The 20199-nt window shown below is 33.9% G+C and carries 14 protein-coding genes; 12 read left to right on the top strand and 2 right to left on the bottom strand.

Going from position 1 to position 20199, the window contains the following annotated elements:
• The first annotated feature begins 30 nt into the window (after nt 1–30).
• The 8 genes from ABID42_RS05905 to ABID42_RS05870 all read left to right on the top strand — a co-directional run bounded on the left by ABID42_RS05905 (nt 31) and on the right by ABID42_RS05870 (nt 9699).
• Nucleotides 31–1446, top strand: coding sequence for an NADH-quinone oxidoreductase subunit N (locus ABID42_RS05905; RefSeq protein WP_323258637.1), 1416 nt, complete (start codon nt 31–33; stop codon nt 1444–1446).
• Between the two features lie 2 nt (nt 1447–1448).
• On the top strand, nt 1449–1937 hold the full coding sequence (locus ABID42_RS05900) for a GtrA family protein (RefSeq protein WP_323258636.1): 489 nt from the start codon (nt 1449–1451) through the stop codon (nt 1935–1937).
• Between the two features lie 239 nt (nt 1938–2176).
• On the top strand, nt 2177–2350 hold the full coding sequence (locus ABID42_RS05895) for a PG1828 family lipoprotein (protein WP_184137199.1): 174 nt from the start codon (nt 2177–2179) through the stop codon (nt 2348–2350).
• 107 nt (nt 2351–2457) lie between these two features.
• Nucleotides 2458–3066, top strand: a complete 609-nt coding sequence (locus tag ABID42_RS05890; protein ID WP_367282850.1) for a SprT-like domain-containing protein — start codon at nt 2458–2460, stop codon at nt 3064–3066.
• A 45-nt stretch (nt 3067–3111) separates the two neighbouring features.
• On the top strand, nt 3112–6528 hold the full coding sequence (gene porU, locus ABID42_RS05885) for a type IX secretion system sortase PorU (protein WP_367282849.1): 3417 nt from the start codon (nt 3112–3114) through the stop codon (nt 6526–6528).
• Nucleotides 6529–6622: 94 nt separating this feature from the next.
• The gene (gene porV / locus ABID42_RS05880; protein WP_367282848.1) at nt 6623–7783 is read left to right on the top strand and encodes a type IX secretion system outer membrane channel protein PorV; all 1161 of its coding nucleotides are present in this window, start codon (nt 6623–6625) and stop codon (nt 7781–7783) included.
• A 123-nt stretch (nt 7784–7906) separates the two neighbouring features.
• Nucleotides 7907–9190, top strand: a complete 1284-nt coding sequence (locus ABID42_RS05875) for a M16 family metallopeptidase (protein ID WP_367282847.1) — start codon at nt 7907–7909, stop codon at nt 9188–9190.
• A 71-nt stretch (nt 9191–9261) separates the two neighbouring features.
• A complete protein-coding gene (locus ABID42_RS05870) occupies nt 9262–9699 on the top strand; it encodes a CBS domain-containing protein (protein WP_184137209.1) in 438 nt (145 codons plus the stop codon).
• Nucleotides 9700–9744: 45 nt separating this feature from the next.
• Here the strand turns inward: ABID42_RS05870 and ABID42_RS05865 are convergent, their stop codons facing one another.
• A complete protein-coding gene (locus tag ABID42_RS05865; protein ID WP_367282846.1) occupies nt 9745–10659 on the bottom strand; it encodes a PfkB family carbohydrate kinase in 915 nt (304 codons plus the stop codon).
• A gap of 29 nt (nt 10660–10688) precedes the next feature.
• Here ABID42_RS05865 and ABID42_RS05860 point away from each other — a divergent pair, with 29 nt between their 5' ends.
• The 3 genes from ABID42_RS05860 to ABID42_RS05850 all read left to right on the top strand — a co-directional run bounded on the left by ABID42_RS05860 (nt 10689) and on the right by ABID42_RS05850 (nt 14457).
• Complete coding sequence (locus tag ABID42_RS05860; protein ID WP_323258630.1) at nt 10689–10826, top strand: hypothetical protein; 138 nt, start codon at nt 10689–10691, stop codon at nt 10824–10826.
• A gap of 226 nt (nt 10827–11052) precedes the next feature.
• Complete coding sequence (locus ABID42_RS05855) at nt 11053–13380, top strand: penicillin-binding protein 1A (RefSeq protein WP_367282845.1); 2328 nt, start codon at nt 11053–11055, stop codon at nt 13378–13380.
• Nucleotides 13381–13440: 60 nt separating this feature from the next.
• A complete protein-coding gene (locus tag ABID42_RS05850) occupies nt 13441–14457 on the top strand; it encodes a GntR family transcriptional regulator (protein ID WP_367282844.1) in 1017 nt (338 codons plus the stop codon).
• Between the two features lie 36 nt (nt 14458–14493).
• Here the strand turns inward: ABID42_RS05850 and uvrC are convergent, their stop codons facing one another.
• A complete protein-coding gene (gene uvrC, locus ABID42_RS05845) occupies nt 14494–16305 on the bottom strand; it encodes an excinuclease ABC subunit UvrC (protein WP_367282843.1) in 1812 nt (603 codons plus the stop codon).
• Between the two features lie 591 nt (nt 16306–16896).
• On the opposite strand from uvrC, the gene ABID42_RS05840 reads away from it, so the two are divergent.
• On the top strand, nt 16897–20094 hold the full coding sequence (locus ABID42_RS05840) for a SusC/RagA family TonB-linked outer membrane protein (protein WP_323258626.1): 3198 nt from the start codon (nt 16897–16899) through the stop codon (nt 20092–20094).
• The last annotated feature ends 105 nt before the right edge of the window (nt 20095–20199 follow it).

Below are 20199 nucleotides of genomic sequence, written 5' to 3'. Positions count from 1 at the left end.
CACAATTTCTCAAGTTTTCAAATTTGAAACATGAACGCAATTATAGCATTATCACTCTTCGGGATTTCTAATCTGTTTTTAGGGTTTTTGAACAACCGTAAAATCTTGTTACCAGCTACGCTAGTTTTTATCCTTATTGCTCTTGGATTAAATTTTGCAGACTGGAATCATGAATATTATTGGTTCAACAATATGCTGAAAACCAATAATCTTTCTGTCAATTTTGTTACGATTATTCTACTATCAACATTATTAGTGGTAGCTATCTCTCGTAGTTTTGGTGATGACGATGAGCATTCGCATCCTGCTGAATATTATGCCATTTTGCTTTTCTCTGCAGTAGGAGCTATTATGATGGTTACTTTCGAGAACCTGATTATGCTTTTTGTAGGTTTAGAAATTCTTTCAGTTTCTATGTATGTACTTACAGGTTCTGACAAACGCAGTTTACGTTCGAACGAAGCAGCGTTAAAATACTTTTTAATGGGTTCATTCGCTACAGGGATTTTATTATTTGGAGTAGCATTGGTATATGGCGCAACGGGCTCTTTTGATATTCACGGGATTGCTCAAGGAGTAGCGAAAGCTAAAGAACAAATGGGCGGTGCTTATGGTCCATTATTATATTCAGGGGTAATTCTGGTAATGGTTGGTTTACTCTTTAAAATCTCGGCAGCACCTTTTCATTTCTGGACGCCGGATGTTTATGATGGAGCACCAAGTATCTTTACTGCATTTATGTCAACTGTCGTGAAAACGGCTGGTGTTGCGGCTACTTATCGTATTTTGTCAATTTCTTTCCCTACCGTTTATGGTTTATGGGGAAATCCATTAGTGTATATTGTTTGTGCGACTTTAATCATTGGTAATATCACTGCGGTTTATCAACAAAGCTTCAAAAGAATGTTAGCTTACTCTAGTATTTCTCATGCTGGATATTTGTTGATTACAGTTTTAGCGAAAAGACCAGAAACGAATTCTTCGCTTTTATTCTATTCATTGGCTTACGCTATTGCTACAATTACGGCTTTTGCAGTATTGATGGTAGTATCGGAAGCACAAGCTAAAAATGGTAAAGCAGATGAGAGTTTTGATGCGTTGAACGGATTAGCTAAAAACAATCCACTATTAGCATTCTCTTTAACAATTTCAATGTTATCACTTGCAGGAATTCCATTAACAGCTGGTTTCTTTGGAAAGTTTTTTGTCTTTAGTGATGCTTTTTCAAATCCATCATCATTATTTAAATGGATTCTTGTGATTGCCGTTTTGATGTCAACTGTTGGTATTTATTACTACTTTAAACCAATCATTGCAGCTTACATGAAAAAAGGAGAAGTCGCAAAAATAGAGCTCTCACCACTGTATAAATTCATCTTAATTCTTACAACGACACTAACAATTTTATTAGGACTTGCTCCTGATTTAGTTAAAAATATCTTTTAATCTTGTCAAATTCAAAATTACTTAACAAAAAGGATTTAATTGTTTACTTTTTAGTTGCTGGTACTGGTGTTATCATTCAACTAGTTTGTAGTAGTCTTTTTCAATCTTGGTTTACCATTAGTTACGAAGCAAGTATTACTCCTTCGTACTTTATTTCTTTGATTGTAGGCTTTATCTTAACTAAACTATTTGCCTTTAATGCTCGTAAAACAAGTCAGACTCGCCGTGAAATGGTAAAATATCTTATCGTTGCAACTTTTTCGGGTGGAGTAACATGGTTTTTCGCAACATTTTCCTACAGAATTTCAAATCATTATTTCGAGATTTTTCATTATTTGATTCCTTTTTCAAAGAAAGTAATCAATGTGAATCAATTGACTTGCCATTTAATTGGGAATGGTTTTAGTTTTATGTCTAATTACACACTTCATAAAACTTTTACTTTTAAGGATACAGGTTTTTATGATAGACTAAAGAGGTCAATTTTATGAAATAGTACTATTTTTATATTTTATTTTAATTTTCATCGTCTGTCTTGTTCTTGAATTTATAAAAACAACTTAAAATAAAAGAGTTTTTAAGGTTGTATTTGTATTTTTCTTCGAAAAAACACTGTAAAAACTAGATTTTTAATCAATTATTAAGAAATACTTAAAATTTATTTACAATTCCTTGCATGGAATAAAAGTTGTACATAAATTTGTATCAAACAAACCCCAATCACAACGAAATGAAGAAATTTTTTGCATTCGCTTTAGTAGCTGGTATGATTTCATTAGCTGCTTGTTCAGAAAAGAAAGCTGAAACTACTACAACTGATTCAGTAACTGTTGATACTACTACTGTAGTTGATACTGCTGCTGTAGTTGATACTGCTGCTGCTGATACTGCTGCTGCTAAGTAATTACAGTTTCCTTATGGAAAGAAAAGAGCCTTAACCTAGTTAAGGCTTTTTTATTGCCCAATAGTTTTCACTCAGATGTCAACAAAGTTTTCTTGTATATTAGCATCATGAAAAAAGACTTAGAGGTTTTTCAAAAATACTTCCCTAGTACTGCTGTTAACTATTGCTTTAGCTTATGGGAAACGTATCAATTTAACTTCAAGATTACTCGTACTCGCCAATCCAAATTAGGTGATTATTCCTTTAGAAGAGATAAAGGACATAAAATTACCGTTAATGGCGATTTGAATCCTTACGCATTTTTGGTTACTTATATTCACGAAGTAGCACACTTGGTTACCTTTAAGCAGTTTGGCAACAAGCCCAACCCGCATGGAAAGGAATGGAAAAAGAATTTCAAAGAAGTATTTTTACCGTTATTAAATGAATCGGCTTTGCCACTTCAAATACTGATTCCTTTAAAAGAATATTTACAAAATCCTTCAGCTACCACGCAGAGTTATTCTCCTTTGGTGAGAGAGCTAAGAAAGTTTGACAAATTGGCGGATGAAGGAGATAAGATGATATTGACAAATTTACAAAAAGGAGAAGTCTTCGAATTGAATGGAAGGTATTTCGAGAAAGGTGATTTGCGTAGAACCCGTTTTCTTTGTACGGACAAAGCAAATGGAAAACGATATGTAGTTTCTGCAATTGCCTTGGTGAAAAAAGTATAATTTTTGAAATAAGCTTACGTTTAAAAATTAAAAAGACCTGGCATTTTGAAAAAATCATTTCTATATAATCTTCTACTTTTTATTATTTCTTTCAACAGCTACGCACAGAACAATGCTGTATTGGCTAAAGGAAATTGGCTAAAAATTGGAGTCAACAGTAATGGTGTTTATCGACTAGACGCTACATTTCTACAAAAAAATGGCTTTGATTTAGCAACAATTAATCCTCAGAATCTTCAACTTTTTGGAAATGGAGGTGGAATGCTACCCCAAAGTAATGCTGAAAATCGTCCTGTTGATTTAACAGAAAATAGTATTTATATCGAAGGAGAAGCAGATGGGAAATTTGATGCCCAAGATTATATTCTTTTTTATGGACAAAGTCCGCATAAAACAATTTATAATTCCTCTACCAATTCCTACAAGCATCAATTCAATATTTATTCTGATACTACTTTTTATTTTCTGAGAGTCTCTGAAACCAAGGGTTTACGAATAAAAGAACAGCCTTCTATTGAAGCCACCAAAAATATTTACACATTCGACGATTACGTTTTTCATGAAATAGACCAGAAAAATATATTAGCGCAAGCACCTTTTGCAGGTTCTGGAAGAGAATGGTTTGGGGAAGAATTTTCAGGAACCAATGAACAAATATTTACTTTTAATCTTCCTGGAATTACGGCTAATTCTTCTGTAAATATTACTTGTTCTGCGGTTGCTGTTGCTTACGGACAAACAGATTTTGTATTAAGAGCAAATGAACAAAACCTCGGAAGATTGGCAATTTCAGCCATTGGTTCAGACCGATATGATTATAAAGGGGCAATTGCTAGTAAAAGTTTCATCATAAATGGGAGTAACTTTACGAATGTCAATGACTTAAAAATCGGACTAACTTACGATAAAAAGACGCTTACTTTTGGAAGTGGATATTTGAATTTTTTAGGATTACAATCTCAACGAACTTTAAAATTATATAACCAACAAACTATTTTTCGGTCTTTAGAAAGTTCAAATTATCCTTCTGTAAATTATGTGATAGAAAAACCATTTATCAATTTTAAAATTTGGGATATTACCAATCCTTTACAACCATTTAGTCAGGCTTTTTTACAACAAAGCCAAACGCTTAATTTTGGAGCAAGTAGTCAGATTGTTAAAGAATATATTATTTTTAATACAACAGAATTCCTGAATCCAGTTTCTTCTCAAAAGATTAATAATCAAAATTTACATAATGTTGAAGTACCTGATTTGGTAATTGTTGCGTCTAAACTTTTAACAAATCAAGTAGAAAGACTTGCGGATTTTAGACGTCAGCATGATAAATTATCAGTATTGGTGGTTTCACCAGAAGAAATTTATAATGAATATGCTTCAGGGAAACAAGATATTTCTGCCATCAGAGATTTTATGAGAAATCTCTATCAAAGAAATCCTAGTAAAATAAAGTACTTATTACTTTTTGGTGATGCTTCGTATGATTATAAAAAAAGGCTGAATGTCATTAATGATGAAACCAGAGCTATTTTGATTCCAACTTATGAAAGCAGAGAATCTTTGCATCCTATTTTTAGCTATTCTTCCGATGATTATTTTGGTTTTTTAGAAGATAATGAAGGCGAATGGATTGAAAATCAAGCTGGAAATCATAGTCTTGAAATCGGAATTGGGAGATTGCCCGTGAAAAATGTAGAAGAAGCCAAGCAAATTGTTGACAAGCTAATCAATTATGGAACGAATAAAAATACAATTGGGCAATGGCGAAACAAAGTAGCTTTTGTTGCTGATGATGGCGATGGAAATATTCACCAACAAGATGCTGAAGCATTTGCATCAATGGTCAATTCTTTTTATCCAGCATATCAAACCAATAAAATTTATTTAGATGCTTACCCGCTTGTTTCTTTACCAGAAGGACAAAGGTCGCCAGCAGCTAATACTGCGCTTAATCAAGCTTTCCAACAAGGTTCATTAATTATCAACTATAATGGACATGGTGCAGAAGGAGGGCTGACAGACGAACAAATTTTGACATTGAAAGATGTAGAATCGTGGACAAATTTTAATAATATGCCTTTGATGCTAACTGCTACTTGTCAGTTTGGTCGCTTTGATGACCCTAATCAAATTTCAGGGGCGGAGTTATCAATTCTTAATCCAAATGGTGGAGCCATCGCATTATTAACGACGACAAGACCCGTTTATCAAAACACCAATTTTTTTATTAATCAAGCCTTTTATGAATCTGTCTTTACTGCTAAAAATGGTGAAATGCCACGTTTGGGAGATGTTATGATTTATACGAAAAACAATAGTTTTCAAGGCATATTGAATAGAAATTTCTCTTTACTTGGCGACCCATCCATGAAACTGGCTTACCCACAATATGAAGCTGTGGTATTGAAAGTAAATGGAAAAGAAACTGCAAAAGCTGATACCATAAAGGCACAAAGTAAAGTAACCATTGAAGGAGAAATTAGACAATTGGCGAGTGAAACAAAAATAAATAACTTTACAGGAAAGGCAATTATTACCGTTTATGATAAAGAAAAGAGTATTTTAACCAAAGGAAATAAAGGAGCGAAGTTCAATTATCAAGATTTTACAAATATTTTATTTAAAGGAGAAGTCAGTGTTTTGAATGGAAGCTTTACTAGCACTTTTATGATTCCTAAAGATATTAATTATCAATTGGGAGAAGGTAAAATTTACATTTATGCGCAAACGAACGATGGTTTAACAGATGCACTAGGTGCTTTGAGCCCTTTGATTGGTGGTGCTGATAATAGCCTAGTACTTGATAATGTTCCGCCTCAATTAAATCTCTTCCTCAATGATAATACCTTTGTGGATGGAGGGGCTACGAATGATAATCCTATTTTTATTGCCAATATTTCAGATGAGAGCGGTATTAATATTGCCAGTGAAGGTTTAGGGCATGAGTTGCTTTTAACGATTGATGACACTTTGAATATTGCTGTAAATCAGTATTTTATCGCAACAAAAGATGATTACAAAAGTGGGCAAGTAAAATATCAAATCAAGGGTTTGACGGCTGGCGAACATCAATTAAAATTAAAAGTTTGGGATACAAATAATAATTCAAACGAAGCTTCGTTACGATTCAGTGTCAATTCAGAAAGCCAAAATCGCTTAAAAAATGTATTTAGTTTTCCGAATCCAGCAAAAGAAAAAGCTACTTTCAGTTTTGAGCATAACCAAGAAGGAGATGATTTGAATATAATTGTCGAAATTTTTGATACTTTTGGGCATTTAATAAAACAAATAGACGAGAATGCTTACCGAGTAAGCTCACCATTTAATAAAATTTCATGGAATATTGTAGAAGATTCTGTCTCAAATGTAACTGGTAATTACTTTTATCGTATTTTTGTAAAGTCACTAACAACTGGCTATCAAGCCAATGGAAGTGGCAAGATTATTTTGCTTAAATAATTCCAGCAAAGAATATTTGGATAAATTTTGTAAAAAAAGGTTTATTGACTACTTTTGATATGCCTCGTTCCAAGAAACTTTAACCTTAAAGACAATGATTAAAAAAATTACCAGCGCTCTAAGAGTGTCTCTGTTGTTTGGATTAACAGTGCCCGCTGTGAACGTCTTTGCTCAAACTACTCGTACACCATCACCAGTTATCCAATCTTTAATAATTACTCCAGATGCTCGTTCAGCTGCAATGGGTGATGCAGGTGTAGCGCTTTCGCCTGGAGATGGCGATGCTAACAGCATTTTCTGGAATCCAGGAAAAATTCCTTTTTCTGGTAAAGATATGGCTGTTTCAGTATCTTATACTCCGTGGTTACGCCAGTTAGTGAATGATATGGGACTTTTGAACGCTAGTTTCTACAAAAAAATTCAAACGAATCAAGCGATTGGCCTATCAGTTCATTATTTTGACCAAGGAGAATTTCAAGCTACCAATAGTGCTGGACAATCTTTAGGAAATTTCAATTCTAAAGAATATTCAGTTTCCCTTTCTTATTCTCGTAAACTTTCTGAGAAGTTAGGACTAGGAGTAAATGTAAAATATATTAATTCTGCATTATCGCCACTTACATCAGGAGCAGCAGGTACAGTTCAGGTTCAGACTGAATCAACAGTTGGTGCTGATATTGGTTTATTCCATACTTCAAAAAGAGATAAACCTTGGAACTACAATTGGGGTGTAATGATTCAAAACATTTCTGGTCGTGTTTCTTATGGTTTGAACGAATCAAACTTTATTCCAACGAATTTGAAAGCAGGTTTTGCTGCAATCAATACAATTGATCAGCACAATAAATTAACTTTAACGGCTGATATCAATAAATTAATGGTACCTACTCCGAAAGTAGTGAATGGTAAATTAGAACAACCTTCAACAGCGATTGGTGGAATTTTAGGTTCATTTGGAGATGCTCCAGATGGCTTTAGCGAAGAATTAAAAGAAATCAATCTTTCTTTAGGAGCAGAATATTTATACAATGATTTGTTTGCTTTAAGAGGTGGCTATTTCTTTGAAGATGCTAGTAAAGGTGGACGTAAGTATTTTACAGCAGGTTTTGGAGTGAAATTAGAGAAAAAATTCGGTTTGGATTTTGCATACTTAATTCCAGTTTCAAGTGGAAACGCTTTAGCACAAACACTTAGATTGAGCTTACACGCAAATTTTAATGCAGCTCCTAAAGTAGCAACAACTACTACAAACTAGTTTCTGTAGCGTTTCAAAAATATTTTACAATAGTGAAATGGCATCTCCAACGAGATGTCATTTTTTTTAGATAATAATATCTGGCATCATCAAAATCCAGCAAGAAAATAGCATTTATAAGCAATGATTTTAGACAGAGTAAAAAGCCCGGCATTTCAGACGATTCAACAAGTATCTATTCCTAAAATAGAGAGTACGATGCTATCAAATGGCATCCCTGTTCATTATATCAGTATTGGTGAACAGTCAGTTGTTAAACTAGAAATTAGTTTTGAGGCAGGAAATTGGTATGAAAAGCAAAATGGAGTATCGCTATTTGTAGCTAAAATGCTTGGAGAAGGAACAAAGAGATATTCTTCTTCACAGATAAGTGCTTTTTTTGACCAGTATGGAGCATTTATTGAATTTGGTCATGGACTTGACAGAGCTAATATTACGGTTTACGGTTTGACAAAGTATTTGCCAACGCTTTTGCCTATGGTAAAAGACATATTAGAAAATGCCATTTTCCCAGAAGATGAATTAGAAAAATTCAAGAAAATACAATTACAAACACTTGAAGTAAATGCAGGAAAAACATCTTTCATCGCTAATAAAGTGTTTAGAAAAAAAGTATTTGGCGACAACCATTCCTATGGAAATTCTTTAGATGAAGAAGCTATCCAAGCTATTAACCGAAATACTTTACTAAATTTTTATCAAAATTTCTGGTTAGGAAAGAAACCTAGAATTTTTCTTTCTGGAAAAATTACAGAAAGTGAAGTTAATCTGCTGGACGATTTTTTTGGAAAAAATGATGTTCAGCAGATTGTGAAAGATATTTCGCTTAATAAAGGCGAGTATGTTATACTTGAAAAATCTGTACTTATCGAAAAAGAAGATTCAATTCAATCGTCGATTAGAATGGGGAAACAAATGATGACTCGCAAGCATCCAGATTACTTCAAAATGTTAGTTTTAAATGAGACATTGGGTGGTTATTTTGGCTCAAGGTTGATGAGTAATATTCGTGAAGAGAAAGGGCTTACTTATGGTATTTCTTCTAATATTGCTCCCTTTTCAAAAGCTGGATACTTTGTGATTGGCACTGATGTTAAAAGAGAAAATACTCAACAAACAATTGATGAGATTTATAAAGAAATTAATGTTCTTCAAAGAGAATTAATCAAAGATGATGAATTAGGAGTAGTGAAGAATTATATGATTGGATCTTTTGCGGGCTCATTAAATACTCCTTTCGATATTTTAGATCGCTATAAAGTGATTTTATCAGAAGAACTTCCTTTAGATTTTTATGATTGTTACATTCAGCATATTCAAGGAATAAACGCTGAGATGGTTTTAGAGGCAGCGAATCAACATTTAGGGATAGATTCATTGGTTGAAATCATTGTAGGCGGAAAATAATTTATTTTTTGGTTTTTTATTTTGTATTTTTTTGTTAAATTATAGCATTATAACAAAATAAAAATCGCACTATGAAAAGAGTATCTAATCTTATTTATCACAAAGGAAATACTGTTACCGTTATTGATGCTTCTAAAACTGTTTATGAAGCACTTGAGATTATGTCTCAGAAAAATATTGGAGCGCTTGTCGTGTATAACCAAGATGATTTTGTAGGAATACTAACCGAGCGAGATTACGCCCAAAAAGTAATCGTAAAAGGGAAGCATTCAAATGATACTCTGGTGTCGGAAATCATGGAATCTGAATATCCATCTGTGAAATTTGAAGACTCTATTGAGACATGTATGGAAATTATGTCGGCAAAACATATTCGTTATTTACCCGTTATTGCCGATAAGCACGTTGTAGGAATTGTTTCGATGGGCGATGTAGTTCGTTATATTATTGAAGACCAAAAAGCCACCATTAGCCATTTACAGAATTTTATTTCAGGAGGTGGGATGTGAAAAAATCGGATTACTAGACTCGCTGAATCTAGTAATCCGAAAATATTAAATGTCGAATCCTGCTAATTCTTTGAATTCATTGATTCGGGCAGTAAGTTCTTCATCGCTCAAATTAACGATGCGCTCAGTTCCAAATTTCTCTACACAGAAAGAAGCCATTGCCGAACCATGAACGATAGCTCTTTTCATATTTTCAAAGCTGATGTCATCAGTTTTAGCTAAATAACCAATAAAACCACCAACAAAAGTATCGCCAGCTCCAGTTGGGTCAAAAACTTCTTCAAGCACTAAAGCTGGACAGAAAAATAATTTATCTCCTTGGAAAAGTAAAGCTCCGTGTTCCCCTTTTTTAATGATTAAGGTTTTTGGTCCCATTGCCATAATCGTTTTGGCAGCAGTTCTAAGAGAATAATCACCAGAAAGTTGGCGAGCTTCTTCATCATTGATACAAAGTACATCAACCATTGTAAGTACTTTCTTCAAATCATCCATTGCAATGTCCATCCAAAAGTTCATGGTGTCCATTACAACTAATTTAGGTCGTTTCGCTAAACGTTCAATTACTGTAATTTGCACTGCTGGTGTTAAATTTCCCAACATTAAGTATTCACAGTCTTGGTATTCGTTTGGAATGATAGGGTCAAAAGTGGCTAAAACATTCAATTCAGTCACTAATGTATCACGAGAATTCATATTGTTGTGATAACGACCAGACCAAAAGAACGATTTTTCTCCTTTTTTAATTTGCAAACCGTTTGTGTTAATTCCTTTATTTTCAAGAAGTTGAATGTATTCTTGTGGAAAATCTTCGCCGACAACGGCTACAAGATTTACGGGGATTTTAAAGTAAGAAGCAGACAAAGAAATGTATGTTCCTGCACCACCTATGATTTTGTCTGTTTTGCCGTAGGGTGTTTCGAGGGCGTCAAAAGCTACCGAACCAATTGCTAATAAACTCATTTAGAATATTTTAGAATATTGAAATAATCATGCAATTTACAGATTTTTCATGTGTGAATGCAGGGCTTGTTTATAAAATTGACGCTGAAGTAGAAAAACATCAAGAAATGCTTTTGAATATTTTGTGTAAAACTGCTAAAATCTTGTATCTTGAGGAAAACGATTGAAGGATATTACTGATATTACAATTTTTGAAAATAGCTGACGTTCTCTGAAACAAGAATCTAACGAAATTGCCTAAAGTATAGGTCTTTGCGGGAATTCAATATTAAATTTTTAAATTTGTAAGATAGTTTATTCAGAAACAACAGCATTCGCTGTTTTGAAGAGCTTTTATTTGAGTATTAATTGCTTTTAAACAGTCCTCTTAATAATCCTTATTGAAAATTACACATGATTCAACTTCAAGCTGGCAAATATAAACAAGTAATTTCTCGACTTTGGAAACTGTCGATTATTGGTTTTATTGCATTTATATTATACATTATTGCCGTTCAATATAATTTTTTGTGGCTTTTTGGTGGCATGCCAAGTTTGCAGGAACTGGAAAACCCTAAAAGCCAAATTGCTTCTGTTTTGATTTCGGAAGATGGCGTAGAATTAGAAAAATACTTCCGTGAAAACCGTTCTCCTGTAGAATACGAAGAACTTTCCCCCAACATTATTAATGCACTTGTCTCAACAGAAGATGCTCGTTTTACACAGCATTCTGGGATTGATTTAAGAAGTACTTTCAGGGTGATTTCTCATTTTGGTCGTGCTGGTGGAGGAAGTACGCTCTCGCAACAATTAGCCAAAAATCTTTTTGATACTCGTAGATTAGATCCAACCGAAGATGGACCAAGCTATAAAGGTTTGTTAGCTAAAATTCCTTTGGTAAGAACTGTCATAGCTAAAACAAAAGAATGGATTTTAGCGATACGTTTGGAAAGTCGTTATACCAAACAAGAAATTCTAAAGATGTACTTGAATGAAGTAGAATTTGGGAATAACGCTTACGGAATCAGAGTTGCCTGCAAAACCTATTTTGGTAAAAATGTGGGTAATGTAAGCGTAAAAGAAGCTGCTACTTTGGTTGGGATGTTACAAAATCCATCTCTGTACGACCCACGTCGCCATCCAGAAAAATGTACGATTAGAAGAAATGTAGTACTTAGTCAGATGAACAAGTATGAACATTTATCTGAAGAAGAAATGCTTGCTTTGCAAGAAGAATCACTCGGACTGAAGTTCAAAGTGGAAAATCAAAATACAGGTCAAGCACCTTATTTGCGTGAAGCAGTAAAAAGACAATTGCAAGAAATTATTGCCGATTTGAATTCAACCAGAGATGACGGAGATAAATTAAATTTATACACCAGTGGTTTGAAAATTTACACAACCATTGATTCAAGAATTCAAGCTTATGCACAATCGTCTTTGGATGACCACATGCGAAACCAACAAAAATTGTTTTATGCACATTGGAAAGGGAGAAATCCGTGGGTAGATGAGAAAATGCACGAAATCAAAGGGTTTTTGAAAGATGCGATGAAGCGTACTCAGCGTTATAAAGCCTTGATGGAAGAATTGGATGGCGACGAAGAGGCCGTTTGGAAAGTATTAAAAACACCTGTGAAAATGACTGTATTTTCTTGGCAGGGAGATAGAGATACAACATTGTCGCCACTTGATTCTATGAGTTATTATAAAAGGATTTTGAATTGTGGTTTTATGGCGATGAATCCAAACGACGGTCATATTAAAGCTTGGGTAGGAGGAATCAATTTTAAATACTTCAAATTTGATCACGTAAAACAAAGTAAGCGCCAGCCTGGCTCTACTTTCAAACCATTTGTTTATGCTACTGCACTCGAAAACGATGTCGTAAATTTATGTGGAAGCGTTGTTGATGAACCCGTAACTTTTGGACCTGAAGATGGTATAGATAGAACATGGACACCACAAAACTCAACAGGAAGTTATTCTTATGCTTCCATGTCGCTTCGTCATGCGATGGGGCTTTCAATTAACTCTGTTTCTGCAGGATTAATGAAATTACTAGGCCCTAAAAAAGTAGCAGAATTTGCCAATAGAGTAGGAATTCAAAGTACTTTAATGGAAGTACCTGCTTTGTGTTTAGGAGCTAGTGAAGTATCAGTTTATGAACAAGTTGCGGCTTACAGTACTTTCATGAATCAAGGTTATAGAATTGAACCAATAATGATTCTAAGAATTGAAGATAAACATGGAAATGAATTAAGACGTTTTGAAACCACAACCAAACAAGTAATTAGCGCAGATTTAGCTTATAAAATGACTTATATGTTAAAGGGTGCTGTACAAGAATCAGGAGGAACGGCACAAGGTTTAAATCGCTACAACTGTGCTCAAGGAAATGATATTGGTGCTAAAACAGGTACTACTTCAAATTATTCTGATGGTTGGTTTATGGGTGTTACTCAAAATTTAGTAGCTGGTGTTTGGGTTGGTGGCGATGATAGGAGTATTCACTTTAGAAGTTTGGCATTAGGGCAAGGAGCGAAAATGGCAATGCCAGCTTATGCTAATTTTATGGATAAAGTATATGCAGACCAAACTTTGGCAATTGCGGGTTTCAAAAAAGAACCTTTCAAAAAGCCAGATGGAGCTGATTTAGGTTGTAATACTTATACTGTAGATTCAACCCAAGTACAAGTCCCAACGGCTAAACCCAAAGAAGAAGAAGGATTCTTGAAATAATATTTTAAGAATTGAGGGCTGAATAAAAGAAACATAACTAATTGGCGATTTAATCTAACCATGAAAAATAAATTACAAATTGAGCCTAAAGCTCAGAAACCGAAATATCAACAAATTGTAGATGAAATCATTGAGAGAATCCAGCAGGGACTTTTGAAAAGAGGTGATCAGCTTCCTACGATTAATGAAATTACGGCTTCTTTGGGTGTTGCTAGGATGACTGTAATTCGGGCTTATGAAGAACTTCGAGAAAGAGGTATCGTGGCGGCTCAACATGGAAAAGGATATTATATCGCTTCAACTAACATTCAGGCATCCATGCACGTTTTTGTGCTTTTTGATGCAATGAATGCCTATAAAGAAGTGCTTTTTCATGCTATGAAAGAGGCTTTGGGCGAAAATGTTTCTATTGATTTATTTTTTCATTACCATGATTTAAAGGTTTTTGAAAATGTCATTGTCAATAACATTGGTAATTACAATTTCTACATCATCATGCCTCACTTTAATGAAGATGTTTCTGATATTGTTAAACAAATCTCGAAAGATAAATTATTGATATTAGATATTGATGTTGAACAACTGGATGAAGAGTATGCCGTTTTGTACCAAGATTTTGAACAAAACTTTTATCAAGGGCTGACCGAAGCATTACCGATGTTAAGAAAATATGAAAGCCTTACTTTATTCCTCAGTAAAAATCAATTTCAATATACTCCCAAAGGCATTTTAATTGGCTTCAATAAATTTTGTGAAGAATATCAGGTAAAAGGAGAAATCGTTGATAACCTTGATGTAGAAAATTTACAAAAAGGACATGCTTACATTCTTTTCTTGGAAAATGACTTAGTGAGATTTGTAAATTTTACCCATAAAAAGCAATTAAAATTAGGCGAAGACATTGGATTACTTTCTTATGATGATACTCCGATTAAAGAAATTTTAGCAGAAGACGGTATCACGACAATTTCAAATGACTTTGTTCAGATGGGAAAAATGGTTGGAAGAATGGTGCACAATCGTCAGAAAGGAAAAATTGCTAGTACAAGTTCACTTATTGTGCGTGGTTCTTTGTAGCATAATTCAAGACTTAAATTATGCTACAATTGTAATTTATTGGTCATTAATTACATTCAATTGTTCTCTTAACTTTATCGCTTTAGCCTTTCCTAACAGACTTTCTAACTCTGCTGGAGTAGCTTTATAAATGTTACTTACCGTACCAAAATGCTTCAAGAGTTTTTCTGCAGTATGTTTCCCAATGCCATCAATACTTTCTAATTGACTAATAATAAAGTTTTTAGAACGTTTGTCTCGGTGTTTTGTAATTCCGAATCTGTGAGCTTCGTCACGGAGACGTTGAATCAGTTTTAAAGATTCTGATTTTTTGTCAATGTATAAAGGAATGCTATCTTCCGGAAAATAGATTTCTTCCAAACGTTTAGCAATCCCAATAATTGGAATTTTCCCATACAATCCTAAATTCTTCAAAGCATCTGCCGAAGCACTTAATTGCCCTTTCCCACCATCAATGATAATCAAATCTGGTAAATCGGCTTCTTCTTCAATGAGTCTTGTGTATCTTCTGGTTACTACTTCGTGCATGGTTGCAAAATCGTTTGGACCCTCTACTGTTTTTGGTGTAAAATGACGATAATCTTTTTTCGAAGGTAATCCATTTTTAAAGCAGACCATCGCTGAAACAGGATTTGTCCCTTGAATGTTCGAGTTATCGAAGCATTCGATATGACGTGGAATGGCTTTTAATTGTAAATCATTTTTGAGCGTTAACAAAATTCTCATTTTGGCATCACCAGCACTTTCTTCAGAAGCTTGTCGGTCGGCTTTTTCCTTTTTGAAGTACAATACATTCTTCAAAGACATATCCAACAGTTTTTTCTTATCACCAATTTGCGGAATGGTATTTTCAACACCTTTTAAATCTACCGATAGTGGAATGTTTGTAATTACTTCTTTGGCTTCGCTTTCATACTTATCACGCATTTCCCAAACCATCATCGTCAGAACATCTTCGTCAGTTTCATCAAGCTTCTTTTTTACTTCTAAGGATTGCGTTTGTGTGATAAAACCATTTAATACTTTCATGAAATTGAAGTAAAAAGCATTTTCGTCAGAAACGATTGAAAACACATCCACATCTTTAATATTGGGATTCACAACCGTCGATTTACTCTGGAAATTGACCAAGTAAGTCAACTTTTCTTTAAACTCCTGAGCTTCTTCAAAGGCAAGTTTAGAGGCTGCTTCCAACATTCTTTCTTCAAAGTATTGTTTCGGAAAACTCATGTTACCTTTCAAGATATTTTTGGCTTGGTCAATTTCTTTTAAATAATCATTTTCTGTTTGAAGCCCTTCGCAAGGACCTTTACAATTGCCAATATGATATTCTAAACAAACCTTAAATTTTCTATCCTGAATGTTTTTTTCACTAAGATTCAAATTACAAGTTCTGAAGCTATACAGCTGATTGAACATTTCCAGAATAGCGTGCATGGCTTTTTGATTAGCAAATGGGCCAAAAAAAGTACCTAATTTTTTGTCAATCCTTCTAATGGTTATAATTTTCGGAAAAGCCTCATTCGTAATGCAGATGAACGGATACATTTTATCATCCCTCAACAAAATGTTGAATTTGGGCTGAAATTGCTTGATAAGTGTATTTTCTAATAGAAGAGCATCAAATTCTGTATGAGCAATGGTAAATTCTAGATTTCTAATCTGGCTAACTAAACGCTTTGTTTTTCTATCGTGTTGGTTGGATTTTGCAAAATAACTACTTACTCTATTTTTTAAATTTTTTGCTTTACCTACATAAATTACTGTCCCTTCATCATCAAAATAACGATATACACCCGGAAGCTCGGGTACTTTAGCTAAAGCACTTTTGTAATCAAACTCAGTCATATTGTTTTATTTAGAATACAAATTTACTAAATAAAATGACCATCATTCTGGAAATTTATACTTAGAAAATTACAAAAAAATTTAAGAATAAATATTGTACGGCTTTGTTGGTGTTGTATTCTTTAAATAGATTTTTTTTATTTTTTACTCGTATGAATAGTTATTTTCTATTGTTTTGAAAATGCCTTAATAAAGCTTATTTGAGTATATTTATATTATTTTGCCAAAAAATACAATAATACTAAAACGACATAAATGAAAATAAATCACTGATAGTCAAGTGCTTATAAAATGTTAAAATAATATTGGTTGATATTTTAAAAATTCTAAAAAGTATCAAAATGATACAATAAACATTATCAAAATGATACATTAATAAAAAACCGCCTTCAGACAAAAATGAAATAAATTATTAGAATATAAATAATCAGTTTGTTATGAAATTAAATTAAACATATATTTACAAGGATTTTCAACCAAAAATCTAATTTTTTCAATCAAAAACCCAATTTTATTATGAACACAAAATTTTACTCTACATGGAGGGGTATGCTTTTGTCGTGCGTATTTTTATTAAGTACGTTCTTAACAATGGCACAAGACAGACGAGTAACAGGGAAAGTTACTGGCATGGATGGTCAGGGAATTCCTGGAGTCTCGGTTCTTCTAAAAGGCACACAAACAGGTGTATCAACAGACGCAAACGGTGGTTTTGCAATTAATCTCAAATCAGGTAAGGATGTATTATTAATTTCAGCGATTGGTTATAAAAGCACTGAAGTTAAAGTTGGGTCGCAAAGTAATGTAGATGTTAAGTTAGCAGAAGATGTTTCAGCACTTGATGAAGTAATTGTTACAGGTTATTCAAGTTCAAACAAAAAAGAATCAACTGCTGCTGTTGCTACTGTTAAAGCAAAAGATTTACAAGTAGTTCCTTCTGGTAACGTTGAACAACAATTACAAGGACGTGTATCAGGTGTTACTTTAATTACAAACGGACAGCCAGGAACAAGTTCAATTATTCGTGTTCGTGGATTTGGTTCAATCGGACCTGCGGGTTCTAACGATCCTCTTTATGTAGTTGATGGAGTTCCTGTACAATCTACAGATTTCCTTTCTCCAAATGATATTGAATCAACTACAGTATTGAAAGATGCTGCTGCTGCTTCTATCTATGGTGCTCGTGCTGCAAACGGTGTAATCGTTTACGTAACTAAAAGAGGTACTAAGAAAGCTAGAAAAATGGAAGTTACTTATGACGGTGTTTATGGTGTAACTGACCCTAACGCTGCTGGTGCTCCTAAAAACTTGACTCCTCAAGAAGAAGCTGATTGGACTAAAATTGCACAAATCAACACTAACATTGCCAATGGTTTGTCTCGTACAGCTAACCCAACTGAATGGGCTAATGGTTTGAAACACCCACAATATGGTAATGGTGAAACGGCTACAATTCCTAACTATTTATATGCAAATGGTCAGAGTGGTGTTTATGGTACTGTAGATTTAGCTGCTGTTAAAGCTGCAGCTCAAGCAGATCCTTATGGCGTGTTCTTGATTAAACCAAACATGGCTGGAACAAACTGGTATAAAGAAATTACTAGATCTGCTCCTTTGATGAGACATAGCCTTGGTTTCAGTGGTGGAACAGAAAATGGTCGTTATTACTTCGGTCTTTCTGCTCAACAACAAGATGGTATTTTGATTACTAACGGTTTCAAAAGATATAGTTTCAGAGCTAACTCAGAATTTGATTTAGGTAAAAGAGTAAGAATTGGTGAAAACTTACAATTTACTTATCGTTCAGTATTAGGGCAATCTGGTGCTACAAATGGTTTGGGTATTGCTCAAGATGAATCTCCAATCTTAGCTGCTTATCGTATGCCAAGTATCATCCCAGTTTATGATGAATTAGGAAATTTTGCAAGTACTAAAGCTGGTGGTTTTAACAACCCAAGAAACCCAGTTAGACAATTAAAGAATAACAATACCAACGATAATAATTTTAATGCTAATGGCTTTGGTAACGTTTACATTGAAGTAGATCCTATTGCAAACTTGACATTACGTTCAAGCATTGGTGGTCAGTTTAATAGCTATTATTTCAAAGATTATGGTTATAAATACCTTGGAGACTCTGAGCCAGAAGGTAACAACAGCTTCAGCGAAGGTTCTGGATTTAACTTCTCGTGGGTATTTACAAACACTGCTGCTTATAAGGCGAAATTTGGTAGTCATTCAATTAGTGCTTTAGCTGGTATTGAAGCTTTGAACACTGGTAAAGGAAGACAAATTTCAGGTTCAGGTATCAACCCATTCTCAACAGATTTAGACTACGTAAACTTGAGTAAAGTTCAAAACCCACAAGTAAACTCTGGTTTATTCAGCGGTATTAACTTCTATTCATTATTCTCTAAAGTAGATTATAGCTTACAAGATAAATATTATTTATCTGCTGTAGTTCGTCGTGATGGTTCTTCAAGATTTGGTGCAAACAACCGTTATGGTGTATTCCCTGCGTTCTCTGCTGCTTGGCGTATGAGTAGTGAAGATTTCATGAAAGAAATTCCATTCATTACAGATTTAAAAATCCGTGGAGGTTGGGGACAAATGGGTAACTCTAACCCAGTAGATCCAAGTAACCAATACTCATTGTTTGGTTCAAGTAAAGGTAATTCATATTATCCAATTTCAGGTACTAACAACGGTGCTGATGAAGGATACTACAGAACTCGTATTGGTAATAACAATGCTAAATGGGAAACAAGTACAACCACTAACATTGGTATTGATGCAACATTCTTGAATGGTAAGTTAGAAGCAGTAATTGATTTCTGGAGAAAAGATACTAAAGATTTATTATATCAAGTACCTATTCCTGGAGTTGTTGGTGTATTAGCATCTGCTCCTTCTGTGAACATTGCTAGTATGAGAAACCAAGGTCTTGATATTCAGTTAATCAATCATGGTAAATTCTCACAAGATGTTAAGTATGATATTACTTGGAACAGTTCATTCTTAAGTAACAAAATTACTTCATTAACTGAATCAATTAAATTCTTTAGTGGCGCTGCTTATCGTGGTATCAACCCAATCAGAAATGCTGTAGATCAACCAATTTCTTCTTTCTTTGGATATAAAGTAGCAGGTTACTTTGCAACTGCTGAAGAAGCTAAAAATTCTACTCAAACAGGTGCTGGAGTTGGTCGTTTCAAATATGTTGATGTGAATGGTGATGGAAAAATTACTCCAGATGATAGAACATTCTTAGGTAATCCAGTTCCAGTTTATACAGGTGGTATTACTTTAGATGTAAAATATAAGCAATGGGATTTCTCAACGTATTTATATACATCATTGGGTAACAAAATCTTCAATATGTCTAAATGGTACACTGCATTCTATGGTTCATTCCAAGGTTCAGGAAAAGGTGCTATTGCTAAAGAATCATGGACTCCAGCTTTAGGTGATAATGCAAAAGCTCCTATTTGGGAAAGTGCTTCAAACATCAGTACAAACGGTGCAGAAAACTCATGGTATGTTGAAGATGGTTCTTATTTAAGAATGACAAACATCTCAGTAGGCTACACGCTTCCAAAGGCTTTAATTTCTAAATTAGGTCTTAGCAAAGCAAGAGTAAGTGGTTCTGTGACAAATATTTTCACAATTACTTCTTATTCAGGTCTTGATCCAGGTGTTGGTGGTGCTGTTGATACTAACTTCGGTATTGATGTTGGTAACTATCCAGTATCAAGAGGTTTCAACTTAGGTTTAAACTTAACTTTTTAAAAAATCATAGCTGATTTACAGCAAATGATTAATTAATAATAAAAGCATTATATTAATTTTTTCAGGTTAATTCTTTTGAAATAACAAGTAGAAAATTATAAAAAA

The sequence above is a fragment of the Arcicella rosea genome (assembly GCF_040543805.1).
Lineage (GTDB): Bacteria > Bacteroidota > Bacteroidia > Cytophagales > Spirosomataceae > Arcicella > Arcicella rosea.
The sequence above is the reverse complement of the archived record's forward strand: the minus strand, read 5'-3'. Positions and strand labels throughout refer to the sequence as shown.